Here is a 16,214-nt window from a genome sequence, read left to right as displayed (position 1 = left end):
AATCAAACTTGATTCAAAAAGACTGTCCATTCTGCTCATTTATTCAAGCAATCGAAGTGGTCTTAAATCCCCTTAAGCTTGCATTTCAGCAAAGACTTGTTTAGCCATATCAATGGTAAACTGAATATCTTCATCACTATGTGCAGCTGAAATAAAGCCTGCCTCAAATGCAGATGGAGCAAGGTTTACACCACGATTTAACATCCCATGGAAGAATTTACGGAATGCTTCAATATCGCATTTTAAAATATGGTCAAAACTGCTAATTTCGGTTTGATCAGTAAAGTAAAGACCAAACAAACCACCCGCTTGTTGAGTAAAGAATGGGATTCCAGCTTCATCTGCAGCCGCTTGTAGACCTTGTAATAATTGATCTAATTTTGCAGACAAATCGCTGTAGAAGTTAGGTTGGCGAAGGGTTTCAAACATTTTGATCCCTGCTCGCATAGCCAAAGGATTACCCGACAAGGTTCCTGCTTGGTAAACCCCGCCTAAAGGCGCGATACATTCCATGATTTCACGTTTTCCACCAAATGCACCAACTGGTAATCCAGCACCAATGATTTTACCCAAAGTCGTTAAATCAGGTTTTACATTATAATATGCTTGCGCACCACCGAGTGCTACACGGAAACCTGTCATCACTTCATCAATAATAAATACTGATTTGTATTGATCACATTGCTCACGAATCGTTTCTAAGAAACCTGTGATTGGTTTAACCAGATTCATATTTCCAGCAACAGGTTCAACAATTACCCCTGCAATCTCTTGACCATATTTCGCAAAACAAGCTTTAACAGCTTCAATATCATTATATGGCAAGGTCACCGTATGCTTGGCAAAATCAGCAGGTACACCCTTTGATGTTGGCTCACCCATGGTCAACATGCCTGAACCCGCTTTAACCAATAAAGAATCTGAATGTCCATGATAGCAACCTTCAAATTTCACAATCATGTCACGACCTGTATAACCACGTGCCAAACGAATAGCCGTCATGGTTGCTTCAGTACCTGAGTTGGTCATACGGACCAATTCAATTGATGGCATGATTTCACAGATCAAATCAGCCAGTGTGGTTTCATGTACCGTCGGTGCACCAAAGCTTAAACCATCAACCGCTGCTTCTTGAACTGCTTGGATAATATCAGGATGTGCATGACCTAAAATCATCGGCCCCCAAGAACCCACATAGTCCACATAGCGCTTGCCGTCGACATCGTATAAATAAGCACCTTTGGCTTTTTCGATAAATACTGGCGTACCACCCACCCCATTAAACGCTCGTACTGGAGAATTCACTCCACCTGGAATATGTTTACTGGCTTGTTTAAACAATTGCTCTTGTTTTGGAGATAGGCTCATAAATCGACTCAATCCTGTAGAATACTAAAATTTCAAAATGATATAAAAAATCACGATACAAATTAAGATTTTGCAGTTTCTGCAAATAACTGTGCCCAAGCTGCGACACGGGCAGGAATATTTTCAACTGATAAAGCTAATATATCACTAATCACAGCGCAAAGGTCAGCACCAGCCTCAATCACAGCTTGAGAATTTTCAACTGTTAAACCACCAATAGCACAAATAGGTAAATCAAACTTTTCAGATGCCTGCTGTAATGTCGCTAGGCCAATATTCCCTGCTTCAGGTTTGGTCGATGTTGCATAAATTGCGCCAAAGGCCACATAGCTTGCCCCTTCAGCGATTGCTTTTTCAGCCAACTCAATTGAGTTTAAGCAAGTCCGCCCAATGATGACACCGTGTGGTAAACGTTGCACTGCATCTGAAATTTCACCATCAGACTGCCCAAGATGAACACCTAAACTAAATTGTTCAGCTAAATCTAAATCATCATTAATCAAAAATGGTGTCTGATAGTTTTCACACAGTTGCTTGATCTGCTTCACTTCATTTGCTTGGTCAGATTGAGCTACTTTTTTACGGCGATACTGAAGAATAGCGACTTGCTTAGTGCTTAAAGCAGCTTCGAGTTTTTCTAATAATAATTGGATTGGATCGTCGTTGGTAATCAGGTAAAGACCGCGCATTCAATATTCTCAAACAATCAAATAAATGGATTATAAGCAAGTTTTCTCAGCGAAGACGTGACAAAAACAAAAAAGCTTAGAAATCTCTAAGCTTTTTTGTTTAATTTATTACTATACTGACAAGATTAGCTCTCAATTTTATCTAGACTACGGTCTTTTAAACTTAAATTGCCACGTACAATATCGGAAAGCATACGCCAGTCTGAAATAAAACTATAAAATGGTTGCTTAAAACTTGCTGGCTTATTTTTCTCAAATACAAAATGCCCCACCCAAGCACATGCATAGCCTGAAAGCAGTCCATAGACCACGTATTTTGCTTTACGTTGACGAATTGCCTTGCTAAAAAAATAAATACCGACACTACTTCCAGCTGCATGCAAACGGCGACTCATCATGCTACGGTGTTCAGTTAAATAAAAACGATAAAATTCTGAATAGTTTTTAATTGGTAATTCAAACTTCGGGTTTTGCTCTAATTCCGATTTAGGCTCAACATACGCGTTCATGATCAATCATCCTGTTTTATTTTTAATCAGCTTAGTTTATTTTATGCTGCAATAACAGCCAAATTCAATATCAAGTCTGTTGACAATTCATCTATATTTACGACTTCAAGTATTGCCCAGACCATACAAGTCACGAAATAGGAAATTTTGTCATTCTAAATATTTAATGAGTAACGATATTGCGGTAAAAAATACTCAAATGGCATGCTATACAAGTCTTCTGATGACACATTTTAAGTTACAATGCCCGATTAAACATTCAATAATGTTTAATTATCTAATAACCATGATTAACACTTAGGACCCTCACATGCTTGAAGTTGAATTAAAGTTTCAAATTCCGGAAGCCCGCCGCAATGCACTCCTCAAAGCATTAGATCCTAAAAAATCCCAAATTATTCAATTACAAGCAAAATACTACGACACACCTGATCGTCAGATGTCCCAACACGGCGCTGCACTACGTCAACGCTTAGAAGGAACGCGTTGGGTACAAACATTAAAAGCCGCCACCAAAAGCCATTTACAACGCTTTGAAGACAATATTGATTTAGGTGAGCTTGCTGAAGCCCCACATTTAGATATTGATATTTACCAGAATAAACCCGAAGCACTTGCTGTTTTAAAAAATGCATTGGGGGATAAATTTGATGAACTCCAATTACAATTTGAAACCGACATCCAACGTACCATCCGTGTGATTCAGTTTGAAGATGCTGAAATTGAAATCAGCCTCGATATTGGTGAAGTCAGAACCGAAACCTCAAAACAAGAAATTCATGAGGTTGAATTTGAGTTAAAAAGTGGCTCAATTCAATCGCTTTTAGCTTTTAGTTTTGAGTGGGTTAAAAAGTATCATTTGTGGCTTGATGTACGTAGCAAAGCTGAGTTTGGACACTTATTAACTGTGGATCAAAAAGTCAGTCCAGCACAGCTCAGCAAAGAAACCATTTTAAATAAAAAAGACACTGCAGATAAAAATTTACGAGTGCTTATTGCCAGTCAATTACAACATTTATTGCCAAATATTGCCGCGATTTCTGCACAGGTTGCCCAACCTGAACATATTATTCAAGCACAGACGGCCCTACACCATTTACACTTAAGTCTTTCTCTTTTTAAGGATTGGACAGATACCAAAACGGATAAATGGTCACATCAACTTTCAGCGTTTGAGAGTCATTTTAAAAACTTACAGCATTTTGAACATATGCAACGCACATTAGGTGCTTTACTGCAAAATCCGAAAACGGCGCAAAGTTTAGATCGGGATATTTTGTATGCCAATGAAAAACTTATCAATTTGGTCAAATCAACTCAAAATGTGCAGCACTATTTAGAATTACTCATGTTCAGTTTAGGACAGTCTGCGAAAGCGCCAACCCATGACTTAAAATGGTTTGCGCAAAATACATTGCAAAATCAGTATCGACAGTTACAAGAAAGTTTAAATGAAGCCGATCTATCTGACCTTGAAAGTTTAGAAGCGCTGGCTCAGCATTTAAATGAATTAAAATTTAGCTTTCCGATCCTAACCAATATCTATGATGTTAAGAACTTACAGAAATATGCGAAATCTTTAAATGATGCTCAACAAGCTTGTGAGCAATATCAAGTGCTTGCTTCATCATCATCTTACCTACAACAAACCGACCTAGAAGCCAGTGATTGGTTTGCCTTAGGCTGGCTTACCGCAAAACAAGAAGCTTATGCGGAAAAACTGCTTGAAGCGACAGAACAGTTCTTGGTTAGCCGTAAGTTTTTAAAATAAATCAGCAGCAAGAAGAGATGGTTTTATTGATTAAAGTTATTGAATAAAATCATCTCTTTAAATACTGCATAAAATTGAAGAATAGTAGTCGCGTGAGTATTCACGTTGCGAATTTGTAATCATTCATTAAAAACTCAAAAAAAACAATTTATCGGATTAAAATCGAAAGAATAAGTAATAAGAATGGAACGATAAGCATGTTTGAAATTGAATTGAAATTCCAAATACCTGAAGAAAAGCAAGAAATGCTCATTAAAGCGTTTCAAAGAAAAGATACCAATATTCAGCACTTACAAGCCAAATACTATGATACGGCACAATTTATTTTGTCTGAGCATTCCATTTCGCTTCGTCAACGCCTTGAAGATGATCAAGAAAATAAGCAATGGGTACAAACCCTCAAACTTCCAACAGAACAAAGACTCAAACGTGCAGAATTTGAGGAAAACATCGGAAGCTCAGAAATAGGATTAGATCTAAAAAATTATCTCAGTAATAAGCATATTGCTAAAAATATTAAACGCTTATTAGAGCAACATAAAGACGGATTAGAAGTTCAGTTTCAAACAGACATCGAAAGAAAACTCAGTTTATTTAAATTTCAAAATAGTGAAATTGAAGTCAGTTATGATCATGGTCATATCATCGCCCATCAACAGCATCTCGCATTACGTGAATTAGAATTTGAACTGAAACAAGGTACTGTTCAAGATCTAATTTCTTTTATCTTACCTCGGATGAAACGCTATAACTTATGGCTTGATACCCGTAGCAAAGCGCAACAAGGTTTTCAGCTTGCACAAAATACTCCAGACAATCCCGTACAGTTGCAAACGCCACTTATTCTTGATTCAAAGGATCATCCTGAGAATGCATTAAAAAAGATTGTGAATAATTGTCTATCTCATCTACTCCCCAACAGTACAGCAATTGCATCTGGAAACTTTAATTCCAAACATATTCATCAGGCACGTGTGGCAATACGTCGCTTAAGAAGCGCTTTAAAAACCTTTTCGAATTGGTCTTTGCATATCGATCCCACTTGGCAAACTCAGTTAACCGAACTATTTAGACAACTTGGTTCGGCTCGTGATTTAGATATGATTCGAGAAGAGTTATTACCTCAGCTTGAAGCGGCTGGTGCACCTAAGTTTAAACTTCCAGAACCTCAAGATGTTGATTCGCAAAAATTAACCAAACTGTTTAGATCTTTTAATTTTAATTATTTAGTCCTATCCCTGATTCAATTTATTGCCCAAGAATCAAATGAAAAATCTCAAATAGCTGTACATAAAGCAGCATTTAAAAAAGTTAGGCAATTACATCGCAAAATTCAAACTGATGCGAAAAACTATTTAAATTTAGACATCGAAGCACGGCACCGTACTCGTAAAAACTTAAAGCGTTTGCGTTATAGTATTGAGTTTGTAGCATCATTATCGGATAAAAGCCAAGTCAAAAAATATTTAAAAGCCATTAAACCTGCTCAAGAAAGTTTAGGTCTCTACAATGACCTGATTGTTGCTGAAGATGTGTTAAAAAAATTGGTCAAAACAGAACCCCAAGTCTGGTTTGCTTTGGGCTGGGTTGCCGCAGAACGGCAACGGCTTTTGCTGAAATCACAACAAGATTTGCTGCAGTTTGCCAAGACAGCCACTTTAGAGTAATTGTAGATACTCTCCTGCTCTTTAAACCGAGATGCTCCGATCACTGCGAACAAAAGCGCATAAGTTTTAAGCAGGATATGGAATCACGTTTTCAATAACTGAACGACTCAATGCCCTGTATCAGGATCCCCTCTTCTACACAACTAAATTTAATATTAAATTTCCCAAAACGCATTCCATAAATACGTGCATCATCATGCTGATAAGCTGGTCGAGGATCTAAAGCCAGTACCGACTCAAGTTCAGCGATATATTTTTGGTCCATGTCAGCTGTTTGAAGAAATTTACTTTTTAATTGCTGTGCATGCTCAGACCAAATAACCTGTTTACGAACAGGCTCATGCTGGGCATAACCACTTTGCGCCGCATCCACAGCATCAGAATAATGAATATAAGGTTTAATATCGACAATTGGCGTACCATCTAAAAGGTCGCTGCCTGTCACATATACACGAACTGCATTACCCTCTTTTTTAACGGCTTTAAGTTGTACTACAGATAAGCCAATCGGTGCAGGACGATACATACTGCGTGTTGCAAATACACCGATTTTTTTATTTCCACCTAACCGTGGTGGCCTCACTTGAGGACGGAATTTATCTTTATCTTGTTGATTTTTATTGTCATGAAACTGCCAGATCAACCATAAATGACTAAACTCTTCGATTCCCTCAAATGCTTCCAAGACGTTGTAGGGTGCATGCATTTCGATAAAAGACTCCACCTGAACCAGATTTGGTTGTCGAGGAATACCAAATTTTTCAACATAAGGAGAACGCATAATCCCAATAATCGGGAGACTTAACTCAGTCATAATCATTTTTTCTGATAAGTTCAATTAAATATATTCAGTTTATCGAGAATGATTTTAGATTAGAATAGCAGGCTGTTCTAATTTGATAATTTATTGAGACCTTTAATGGCTGCTTTCAACGTCGAAAAGATTACTCACGTACACCACTGGAATGACACTCTATTCAGTTTTAAGACCACACGTGATACTGCATTACGTTTTAAAAATGGTCAATTTGTGATGATTGGTCTTGAAGTCAATGGTAAGCCTTTAATGCGAGCATATTCTATTGCAAGCGCTAACTACGAAGAAGAATTAGAGTTTTTCTCAATTAAAGTGCCTGATGGTCCTTTAACTTCTATTTTGCAAAAAGTAAAAGTTGGCGATGAAATTCTAATTTCAAAAAAACCTACAGGTACTTTGGTACTTGATGATTTGAATCCAGGTAAAAACTTATACCTTCTTTCATCGGGTACGGGGTTAGCACCGTTCTTATCAACGATTCGCGATCCTGAAACCTATGAACGTTTTGAGAAAGTTATCGTGGTACATGGTACACGCTTTATTTCTGAATTGGCTTACCAAGACCTGATCCTCAACGAACTTCCAAACAATGAGTTTTTTGAAGAGCTAGGTATTAAAGACAAATTGGTTTACTACCCAACTGTGACCCGTGAAGATTTCCATACGCAAGGTCGTGTAACCACTGCGATTGAATCTGGTGCATTATTTGAAAAAATTGGCTTACCACGTTTTAATCCAGAAACTGACCGTGCAATGCTGTGTGGTAGCCCAGCATTCCTTGACGATGTTGTCGAGCTCCTTGATCAACACGGCCTCAAAGAATCACCTAAAATGGGTGTTTTAGGCGACTATGTGATTGAACGCGCATTTGTTGAAAAATAATTTATTTTTCAAGCATCGTTAAACTGAAAACCGAGGTCCAATACCTCGGTTTTTTGAGTTTAATGAATATAAATTAGTACAGTTTGACGGCTCTTTTTTATAAATCTTGTATCTTTATAAAAAAGAAAGCCATACAAATGTATGGCTTCCTTAAGTCAATGAGTAATTAAATCATCAATTTAGATTTTTCTGAGCTTGACCATATTGGTCAGCCATCACTTCAACCAATTGATCAGGTTTAATATACTTCTTAATTACAGCATCTACATCCGCTTTGGTCAGTTGAGCAAACTCTTGATCTCTTAAAGCACGACTATCCATTTTCTTATTGCGTTCAAGCTGGCTGTTTAACATACGATGAATCACACGTTCATCTTCTAAAGACGTTACACGTTGCTTCATGATATTGGCTTTAGCCGCTTCCAACTCCTGACTGGTTACTCCAGTCGCTAATAAGTCATTCAGCACTTTACGCACCACTTGCGATACTTCAGCAGATTTTCCTGCTGTGTAATTGGCTTCGATCGACAATGCACCTGCTTCATTAAAAGAGTCCAAGTTTAATTGACTACCAAAACCATAAACCAACGCATTTTTTTCACGAAGCTCTTGTCCTAAACGTGAAGACAATTGCGAGTCACCCAAAATATAACTAAAGACAATCAGTGCTGCGGCATCTTTATTGTCTACACCTACAGGTAAGGTCTGCAAAGCTTGATAACTACCAAACTCACGTTGTTCTGAAAGGGCATGCACTTTCTGCGCTTTATAAGGGGTAAATTCTGTTGATAAACGCTGATAAGGTTGTTTAGCTGACCAATTTCCAAATTGTTGCTCAAGTAACTTCTTGATCGGTTTTGCATCATATTGCCCAGTGATAGAAATAAAGGCATGGTCCATTGCAAAGTATTTTTTATACAAATCAATAACTTGTTGATTGGTTGCTGCTTGAATCTGTTGTTTAGCCAGTTCTGGTTCAAAATGATAACGTAAATCACCTGGCTGATAGGTTTCAAGTAGGCGCGCAATGGTTAAAGAGGATACTGTTTCAGGCTCAGTATATGGTCGATCCAAACTAGATAAACTTTGTAATTTAATTAAATCAAATTGTGATTGTTCAAATTTAGGGCTCTTCATCACCGACACGATATATTTAAAGAACTCTTCAAATTTTTCTTTTTTCGCTGAAATTTGAATAGTAATCCCGTTATCCGATGCCGTCGCAGTTGCTGCACCACTTGCTTCAATAGTTTTATCTGCAATATTCTGTAAGCTATATTGCTCAGAAGCACGTAATAATAAATAAGCCGTAAAATCGAGAATTTGTGCCTTATTCATTAAAGATTCAGCTGTACCAAAATTAACCTCAATGGTTGCATAGGTTTTATCATCACGTGTCGAGGTTGGGAATAAAGCATACTTCATCCCATTTTTTAAAGTGCCACGTTGAATCTTTTTCTCTGTTGCAGTTAAATATTGTTTCGATTTTTCAACATATTGGGCAACTTCCGCTTGATAAACACTGACATCTTTTAACGGTTCTACTGCAGTAGCTTGTTGATCTAAAGTTTTTGGTTTTTCAGCAGCTTGCTTTTGCTCTAAGGCCTTTTTCTGGTCTTCAGGTGTCGGTTGAATATCACCATTAAAACGGTGCTGTTCAGTTAAAAATGCTTTTAAAGTTGCATTAGTTTCAGCTACGCTTAACTTTTGAATGGCTTGTTGATCTTTAAAATATTGTGCCCAATTACCATGAGACGACACCACATAATCACTTAACATACCACCAACAGCAGCAGCACTGGTCAATAAACTCTCGTTGGCATTCTGGATTAGATTTTTAACCCGTTTTAATTCGACATCATCAAAGCTTTTATTTTTTTCTACACCGGCAATCAATGCACTGTCAATTTTTTGAGCATCATGGTTTGGTGCATAAATCGCCCCCATAAACACCAAATTAAAATCATCATCTAACCATGTTGTCGATTGAACATTGGTCGCTACACCAGTTTCTACCATGCTGGAATATAGATGACCACTCGGTTGTAAGGTATATAAATATGGCGCAAGTGCTAATACTGGCTGAATTTTTTCATTCTTACCATTCATATAAATATTGAATTTGGCAAGATCACTGCCCTTTTTCACCACAAAATTACGATTTTTTATGGTTGAAGAATCAAGTAAAGGTACTGTTGCTTGTTGAGGAATCTTACGTGCAGCTATCGCACTAAAGTTTTTATCAATGGCTTTTAAAACTTCTGCTTTATCAAATTTACCAGCAATCACCATTACCGCATTATTCGGTGCATACCAGTCTTTATAGAATTTGTTCAATTCATTCATTTTAATTGACTGTAGTTCAGCAAGATCACCAATTGGTAAACGACCCAATGACTTGTTGCCATAGGCTGCTTTCCACATTTGATCCATCAGCACAGCAAAAGGCTGATCCATACGCACTTCGCGTTCCCGCATCACAATATTGATTTCTGAAGGAACGAATTGCTCTTGAAGCACCAATTTGTCCATACGTTGTGACTCTAAATAAATCACTTCATTTAGGGTATTTTGGTCTGGACGTACAATATTGGTATATTTAGTAGAATAATAATCGGTACTGGCATTAGTCATTAACGTATATTGATCTAAACGGCGTTGAAATTCCTCACCTTTTACATCTTGTGTGCCTTTAAACGCTAAATGTTCAAGTAAATGTGCGAGGCCACCTTTGCCTTGTGGATCATTTAAAGAGCCGGTCAAATAAACCGTATTCATAAAGACTTTACTTTCTTTGTCATTCGGTGCAAGTAAAACTCTAAAGCCATTCTCTAGCTTATATTCTTCGATATTATGTTCAGATTTAACCAGGATGGCTTGAGCAAAACTAGACGCACTAAAACCAAGAATACAAAGCGACAAGGTGAGTTTTTTCAACTGCATGAGCATAGGAGAATCCAGAATTTTTTAAATTTTAAACATTTATAAGCTAAACATCTTAAGAAATTCTGAACAAAATTTATAGTAAAGTTTTGAAAAAAGAGCCGTTTATTTCAACGGCTTTTGTAATGATTTGAACATGTCTATCTTAAAATCAATTTAAATAAAAATCTCAGCTTGCATAAATAACTGTGCATAGCCTGAAATTTCTATACGTTGACTATCCTGAATAGCACAAAACAATTTTCCACCGCGCGCTGATGCCTGATAACCAATAAGTTGTGTTTTACCTAGCTTTTCAGCCCATAAGGGCGCTAGACCAGTATGCATTGAACCTGTTACAGGATCTTCATCTATTCCTTTATGTGGAGCAAAATAGCGAGCAACATAATCATAATCGTTTGAAGCTGCGGTAATGGTCACATCATAGCCTGCAGACTCAGCAGTTAATGCGGTACTCACATGATACTGTTCTGCAATTTTTCGGATATTGGTTAAGTTTGGTGTTGCATCAATCACATCTTGTACAGATTCACAAATTAAAATATACGCTTGCGCATTGAGGTAGACTTCTTTAAAAGGCTGATCAATGACATGATTCAATAACGCTGGATAATCGATCACTTTTTGTGGCTGACGAATCGGGAAATTCATCAGGATCTTTCCATCCTCAGCTTGCTGGATGATAAAAATACCCAAATCTTTAACATGAAAATGAATCGTCTTCGCTTGGGTATAGTCTTTAAATAAAACAAATGCTGAAGCTAAGGTTGCATGCCCACAAAAATCGACTTCAACCTGTGGTGTAAACCAGCGAATTTGATAATTTTCATGATCCATGCGTTTGACAAAAGCAGTTTCTGCCAAATTATTTTCTAAAGCAATATTTTGCATCAGAGCATCATCCAACCAGTCATCTAAGACCAATACAGCAGCAGGGTTGCCCTTAAACAATTCTTGTGTAAAAGCATCAACTTGGTACATTTTCATTGTCAAAACTCCTCATTTTAATCTATTCTAAGCAATACTAAAAATGATTACAGATACAGTCTAAGTTTTAAAATGGTTACAGTTGAAGCTTGATCGTATTGACCATTCAAAATACACCTGTTTTATAGATTCATTTGAAGTTTATAATCTTTCCTAGATCAATAATGATGGAATAAGCACGATGAAAATAAGCATAAAACTCCAAAGCGTCGTTATAAGCAGCCTAATCCTATGTTCTCCACTGACTTTTGCAGCCGATACCATTTGGATTGCTGGAACCACACATAAAGGGACAGTTACCGTACCTATAGAGAATGGCCCTAATGTGGTTTGGAAATGTGATGGTACTGTATGTCGAATGTCTGGACCTTGGGGTAATCAACTTTCAATCGACTCATGCCAAAGTTTGGTATCTCGAATTGGGAAAATCACCTTCTATAAAAATTCTGCTGGAAAAATTTGGACAAAAAATTCAAAAAAATTGGCTGAGTGTAATCAAGCTGCAAAATAGAACGCTTTAGCACCAGCAGGCCATCATATTTATCAGAAATATGATCGTGATAAACTGCTATTTATAGTCGAGAATACTCTGACTTGTTTTAATGAATCAGCTTTTAATTAAAAAGAGTATGTTTGATAAACTTTAGTTGAAAAAAAACACCTAAATGTAATTTAGGTGCTTTTTATGGCGTTTAAATAATATAGAAAAATAGGTTAACTATGTTTTAACTCTTCTCTCTCATCTGAAAGTAAAATGCTTTGATCTGTCTGCCCCATCAATTGACTGGTCACAACACCTGCAGTCATCGAACCATCAACATTTAACGCAGTACGCCCCATATCAATCAAAGGTTCAATGGAAATCAGCAAAGCCACCAAAGTTACGGGTAAACCCATAATCGGTAAAACAATCAGTGCAGCAAAGGTTGCACCACCACCGACACCAGCAACGCCAATTGAACTTAAAGTCACTACGCAAGCTAAAGTTAAAATCCAGATCGGATCAAGTGGATTAATCCCTACTGTTGGGGCAACCATCACCGCAAGCATCGCAGGATATAGACCCGCACAACCATTTTGTCCAATCGTTGTACCAAATGAAGCAGAAAAGCTAGCAATAGACTCAGGCACACCCAAACGGCGAGTTTGTGCTTCAATATTTAATGGAATACTTGCAGCACTCGAACGGCTGGTAAAAGCAAAGGTTAATACAGGTAAAACCTTTTTAAAGAAGCGGATTGGGTTAACGCCTGTCAACAACAATACAATTGCATGTACTGCAAACATGATGGCTAGCCCCAGATAAGAGGCAACCAAGAAACCACCAAGATTAACAATATCAGCGGCTTTAGAACTTGCTACGACTTTCGTAATCAAGGCAAATACACCATAAGGTGTAAGCGTCATCACCAATCGAACTAACTTCATCACCCATGCTTGCAAAGTATCAATTGCAGTGACGATACGTTGGCCTTTTTCGGCGTCATCTCTGATCAGGTTAAGCCCTGCCAAACCAAGCATCGTAGCAAAGATCACCACACTAATGATTGAGGTTGGATGTGCCCCAGTGAGTTCAGCAAATGGATTTGTTGGCAAAAAAGATAAAATAAAATCAGGTACATTTAAGTCTGTGACTTTACCAATATATTCAGATTGAATTGCTTCAAGACGTGCTGTTTCCTGTGTCCCTTGTACAAGACCAGCCGCACTTAATCCAAATAAATTGACCACAAACACGCCAACCAAAGCGGCAATAAATGTGGTAATTAGTAATGTACCAATGCTAAAAATACTAATCTTGCCTAATGAGGATGCATTATGTAACTTAATCACAGCACTCAGGATCGAGACCAGCACTAATGGCATGACTACCATTTGCAAAAGCTTTACATAACCATTTCCAACGATATTAAACCATTGAATAGACTCAGTTAAAATTTCAGAATTTGTACCATAAACCCAATGTAATCCTAGCCCAAATACCACACCTAAACATAAACCGGCAAACACTTTTTTAGCCAGACTCCAATCTGTCTTTCTGGTTTGCATCAGCAGTATGATCAAGGCAATGAATATGACAATATTCAAAATGAGCGTATAGTTCATTCGAGTTCCAATAGTTTTGATCGTTTTATTATAAGCTTATTGTGAAATATCCAATAGTCTTTAGCATTTTTTGATATTTAAGTGTTGTTTTCTCAACATGTACTATTAATAATAAAAACATTACTTTAGCTTACTCATGAATTTTTTGTATAAGCTTATACAAATAAAGACTAACACCCAGAATATAGGCCATCTTATGAATTCACATATCCAAACTGTTGAACTTTCTAAGGCTTATCGCCTATTAAATCACGGTCCAACCGTGCTTGTCTCAGCCCAGTATGAAAACGAAAATAATGTCATGGCAGCAGCTTGGGCTTGTGCATTAGAACTTGTGCCTGCCAAAGTGAGTGTGGTTTTAGACAAAAGTACGAAAACTCGTGAATTAGTTGAAAAGTCAGGGCATTTCATCCTGCAAGTACCGACACTTAAACAACTTAAACTGGTACAACAATTAGGTTCAATCAGTCAGTTTAATGATCCTGAAAAACTCTCACACTGCCATACGCCACTTTTCCGGTTTGAGGGATTTCATCTCCCTGCGGTTGAAGGCTGCGCTGCATGGTTAATTTGTGAACTGATTCCTGAACCGCATAATCAACAAAGCCATGATTTATTTATAGGCAAAGTCGTCGCTGCATATGCGGATGATCGCGTATTCCGAAATGGTCACTGGTATTATCATGAAGTTGGTGCTGAATGGAAAAGCCTACATCATGTTGCAGGTGGACATTACTATACGATCGGAGATCCTGTAGATGCCAATCTATAAGCTTAATCCTTACGAATTTTTGCTTGTCGATGGGCCAATCTGTTTTAAATCATGTTCAATTCATAATTGTACAATGATCTAAAGAGACTTAGCCCTTGATCTTAATCGTACATATCCTGCAATAAGCTCCGATTTTACCCTCTGGTTAAGTTGTGTGAATAAGCCTTGATTATTCCTAAACTAAATACTGATTATTTATTGTCATTTTTTTAAATTCACCTTAAGGTGAATTAACGGAAAATGGATAATCTGCATAATGACCAAGATAGGATCGAATAAAATTCAGCTGAGTATCTTCCTATGCCTGTGTATGTGTTTAGGCATTGGCATTCTCCGATTTTCCTATACTGCATTATTGCCCTCTACCCGTCTTGCTTATCATTGGGACTCCAGCTTTGCCAGTATATTAAGCAGTGCAAATTTGTTGGGGTATTTAATTGGTGCATTTTGGGCAATGAAATTGCCTCAAAACTTTACCATGCCTCGATATATCATTTTGGCGGCATTTTCTGGAACGGTGAGTTTACTCAGCTGTGCTTTTTCAGGTCTTCCCGAAAGCTGGTATGTCTTTTGGCGAGTCATTTCAGGCATCAGTGGTGGCTTATTGATGATCCTAGCTCCCAGTATCGTTGCACATTGCAGCAAAGCTGAAGAACGGCTAACCATCAATTTTATCGGCTTTAGTGGTATTGGCATTGGAGTATTATTGGCAACCCTGTTTTTGCCTTATCTTGACAGAATCAACACACAATCTGCATGGATGATTTTATTTGCATTCTCTGCTGTCATTTGTTTGGTCATTGTTTATTTACTCAATCAGTTTAAAGATCATCTGGATCATATCAACGTAACAAACAATCAAACAGGGACAGTTAATGGTATGTATTTTAGTTTGCTGGTTGTCTATGCTTCTAGTGCTTTTGCCTATGTTCCTCACTCACTGTTTTGGATTGATTATCTTAAAAATACCCTACATCTTAATCTATATTTGATTAACTTTAATTGGATTTTGTATGGTGCAGGCAGTGCCTTAGGTGCAATCAGTGCTTACTTATTAGCTCGAAAATTCGGCAATTCTACCGCATTAAAAATATTATATAGTCTGTATGTTTTTGCGATCTTGATTGCTATTTTTTCAACTCATCCAATCCTTACCTATACATCATCCTTTTTTACTGGTTTGCTTAATCCTGCTGTGGTTTTCCTTACTTCATATACCATTTTACATCTTTATCATGTGGCCTATAAAAAACTATGGAGCATGGCAACATTAGCTTTTGCAGTAACTCAATTGATTGGTGGAATCTGTTTTAGTAGCTTGCAACATTGGGGAGTTTCATATCACCAGCAATTTATACTTGCCTCATGTGTACTTGCTGTAGGTACAGCACAATTTTTTATCTATTCTCAAACCCATCAAGTCATTAATCATAAATAAAGCTTAAGTTTTTATGAAATTTTAGAAACTATTGGTTATCAATTCATTTTTCATACTTTTGAATCCTATATAGTTATCCTACCGTAGGGAGACAGGGATGCCGCCACATCTGTATAGAAATGTGGGAGCACAGGACGTAACCTCGCCCAACGCGAGATTTTTGTCATCTTGTATCTTGTTCTTTGTAGTGATTAGCTATCACTACACGTAAATTGTAGAGTTTGGTTTGTCATCAAAACTTCGAGTTTCCTGAAAAGATTAAACC

13 protein-coding genes are annotated in these 16,214 nt (G+C 37.4%); 6 read left to right on the top strand and 7 right to left on the bottom strand.

The window, feature by feature from the left end:
* Positions 1 to 72 precede the first annotated feature (72 nt).
* The 3 genes from hemL to WFN33_RS18470 form a co-directional block, all read right to left on the bottom strand.
* Complete coding sequence (hemL, locus tag WFN33_RS18480) at positions 73 to 1,368, bottom strand: glutamate-1-semialdehyde 2,1-aminomutase (protein ID WP_336954494.1); 1,296 nt, start codon at positions 1,366 to 1,368, stop codon at positions 73 to 75.
* 62 nt (positions 1,369 to 1,430) lie between these two features.
* Complete coding sequence (gene thiE / locus WFN33_RS18475) at positions 1,431 to 2,057, bottom strand: thiamine phosphate synthase (protein ID WP_336954493.1); 627 nt, start codon at positions 2,055 to 2,057, stop codon at positions 1,431 to 1,433.
* A gap of 125 nt (positions 2,058 to 2,182) precedes the next feature.
* Positions 2,183 to 2,566, bottom strand: coding sequence for a DUF962 domain-containing protein (locus WFN33_RS18470; protein ID WP_151957026.1), 384 nt, complete (start codon positions 2,564 to 2,566; stop codon positions 2,183 to 2,185).
* 310 nt (positions 2,567 to 2,876) lie between these two features.
* Between WFN33_RS18470 and WFN33_RS18465 the strand changes: the two genes are divergently transcribed.
* Entirely contained in the window at positions 2,877 to 4,337 is a 1,461-nt protein-coding gene (locus tag WFN33_RS18465; RefSeq protein ID WP_336954492.1) for a CYTH domain-containing protein, read from the top strand.
* A 197-nt stretch (positions 4,338 to 4,534) separates the two neighbouring features.
* The gene (locus WFN33_RS18460) at positions 4,535 to 6,004 is read left to right on the top strand and encodes a CYTH and CHAD domain-containing protein (RefSeq protein WP_336954491.1); all 1,470 of its coding nucleotides are present in this window, start codon (positions 4,535 to 4,537) and stop codon (positions 6,002 to 6,004) included.
* A 91-nt stretch (positions 6,005 to 6,095) separates the two neighbouring features.
* Here WFN33_RS18460 and tsaA read toward each other — a convergent pair whose 3' ends face one another.
* Positions 6,096 to 6,824 (bottom strand): tRNA (N6-threonylcarbamoyladenosine(37)-N6)-methyltransferase TrmO, encoded by a 729-nt coding sequence (gene tsaA / locus WFN33_RS18455; protein ID WP_336954490.1) that lies wholly within the window; start codon positions 6,822 to 6,824, stop codon positions 6,096 to 6,098.
* Positions 6,825 to 6,923: 99 nt separating this feature from the next.
* On the opposite strand from tsaA, the gene WFN33_RS18450 reads away from it, so the two are divergent.
* Complete coding sequence (locus tag WFN33_RS18450; RefSeq protein WP_004721908.1) at positions 6,924 to 7,703, top strand: ferredoxin--NADP reductase; 780 nt, start codon at positions 6,924 to 6,926, stop codon at positions 7,701 to 7,703.
* 174 nt (positions 7,704 to 7,877) lie between these two features.
* On the opposite strand, the gene WFN33_RS18445 is transcribed toward WFN33_RS18450, so the two are convergent.
* Together WFN33_RS18445 and WFN33_RS18440 are read right to left on the bottom strand one after the other, a co-directional pair.
* Positions 7,878 to 10,652: a M16 family metallopeptidase gene (locus tag WFN33_RS18445; protein ID WP_336954489.1), complete on the bottom strand. Its 2,775-nt coding sequence runs from the start codon at positions 10,650 to 10,652 to the stop codon at positions 7,878 to 7,880.
* Between the two features lie 150 nt (positions 10,653 to 10,802).
* The gene (locus WFN33_RS18440; protein WP_336954488.1) at positions 10,803 to 11,633 is read right to left on the bottom strand and encodes a PhzF family phenazine biosynthesis protein; all 831 of its coding nucleotides are present in this window, start codon (positions 11,631 to 11,633) and stop codon (positions 10,803 to 10,805) included.
* A gap of 181 nt (positions 11,634 to 11,814) precedes the next feature.
* On the opposite strand from WFN33_RS18440, the gene WFN33_RS18435 reads away from it, so the two are divergent.
* Positions 11,815 to 12,144, top strand: a complete 330-nt coding sequence (locus tag WFN33_RS18435; RefSeq protein ID WP_336954487.1) for a hypothetical protein — start codon at positions 11,815 to 11,817, stop codon at positions 12,142 to 12,144.
* Between the two features lie 203 nt (positions 12,145 to 12,347).
* On the opposite strand, the gene WFN33_RS18430 is transcribed toward WFN33_RS18435, so the two are convergent.
* Positions 12,348 to 13,739 (bottom strand): L-cystine transporter, encoded by a 1,392-nt coding sequence (locus tag WFN33_RS18430; RefSeq protein WP_034612245.1) that lies wholly within the window; start codon positions 13,737 to 13,739, stop codon positions 12,348 to 12,350.
* 196 nt (positions 13,740 to 13,935) lie between these two features.
* Here WFN33_RS18430 and WFN33_RS18425 point away from each other — a divergent pair, with 196 nt between their 5' ends.
* On the top strand, positions 13,936 to 14,511 hold the full coding sequence (locus WFN33_RS18425; RefSeq protein ID WP_336954484.1) for a flavin reductase family protein: 576 nt from the start codon (positions 13,936 to 13,938) through the stop codon (positions 14,509 to 14,511).
* 256 nt (positions 14,512 to 14,767) lie between these two features.
* Positions 14,768 to 15,949 (top strand): YbfB/YjiJ family MFS transporter, encoded by a 1,182-nt coding sequence (locus WFN33_RS18420; protein WP_336954483.1) that lies wholly within the window; start codon positions 14,768 to 14,770, stop codon positions 15,947 to 15,949.
* Positions 15,950 to 16,214: the final 265 nt, after the last annotated feature.

This window comes from Acinetobacter sp. AS167 (assembly GCF_037152175.1).
In the GTDB taxonomy this organism is placed as follows: Bacteria; Pseudomonadota; Gammaproteobacteria; order Pseudomonadales; family Moraxellaceae; genus Acinetobacter.
The sequence above is the reverse complement of the archived record's forward strand: the minus strand, read 5'-3'. Positions and strand labels throughout refer to the sequence as shown.

What these genes read in the sequence shown, in the direction of transcription:
- tsaA (WP_336954490.1), bottom strand. Translation starts at nt 6,824, where the DNA reads ATGATTATGACTGAGTTAAGTCTCCCGATTATTGGGATTATGCGTTCT.
- thiE (WP_336954493.1), bottom strand. Translation starts at nt 2,057, where the DNA reads ATGCGCGGTCTTTACCTGATTACCAACGACGATCCAATCCAATTATTA.
- WFN33_RS18460 (WP_336954491.1), top strand. Translation starts at nt 4,535, where the DNA reads ATGTTTGAAATTGAATTGAAATTCCAAATACCTGAAGAAAAGCAAGAA.
- WFN33_RS18435 (WP_336954487.1), top strand. Translation starts at nt 11,815, where the DNA reads ATGAAAATAAGCATAAAACTCCAAAGCGTCGTTATAAGCAGCCTAATC.
- WFN33_RS18430 (WP_034612245.1), bottom strand. Translation starts at nt 13,739, where the DNA reads ATGAACTATACGCTCATTTTGAATATTGTCATATTCATTGCCTTGATC.
- WFN33_RS18470 (WP_151957026.1), bottom strand. Translation starts at nt 2,566, where the DNA reads ATGAACGCGTATGTTGAGCCTAAATCGGAATTAGAGCAAAACCCGAAG.
- WFN33_RS18450 (WP_004721908.1), top strand. Translation starts at nt 6,924, where the DNA reads ATGGCTGCTTTCAACGTCGAAAAGATTACTCACGTACACCACTGGAAT.
- hemL (WP_336954494.1), bottom strand. Translation starts at nt 1,368, where the DNA reads ATGAGCCTATCTCCAAAACAAGAGCAATTGTTTAAACAAGCCAGTAAA.
- WFN33_RS18425 (WP_336954484.1), top strand. Translation starts at nt 13,936, where the DNA reads ATGAATTCACATATCCAAACTGTTGAACTTTCTAAGGCTTATCGCCTA.
- WFN33_RS18420 (WP_336954483.1), top strand. Translation starts at nt 14,768, where the DNA reads ATGACCAAGATAGGATCGAATAAAATTCAGCTGAGTATCTTCCTATGC.
- WFN33_RS18440 (WP_336954488.1), bottom strand. Translation starts at nt 11,633, where the DNA reads ATGAAAATGTACCAAGTTGATGCTTTTACACAAGAATTGTTTAAGGGC.
- WFN33_RS18445 (WP_336954489.1), bottom strand. Translation starts at nt 10,652, where the DNA reads ATGCTCATGCAGTTGAAAAAACTCACCTTGTCGCTTTGTATTCTTGGT.
- WFN33_RS18465 (WP_336954492.1), top strand. Translation starts at nt 2,877, where the DNA reads ATGCTTGAAGTTGAATTAAAGTTTCAAATTCCGGAAGCCCGCCGCAAT.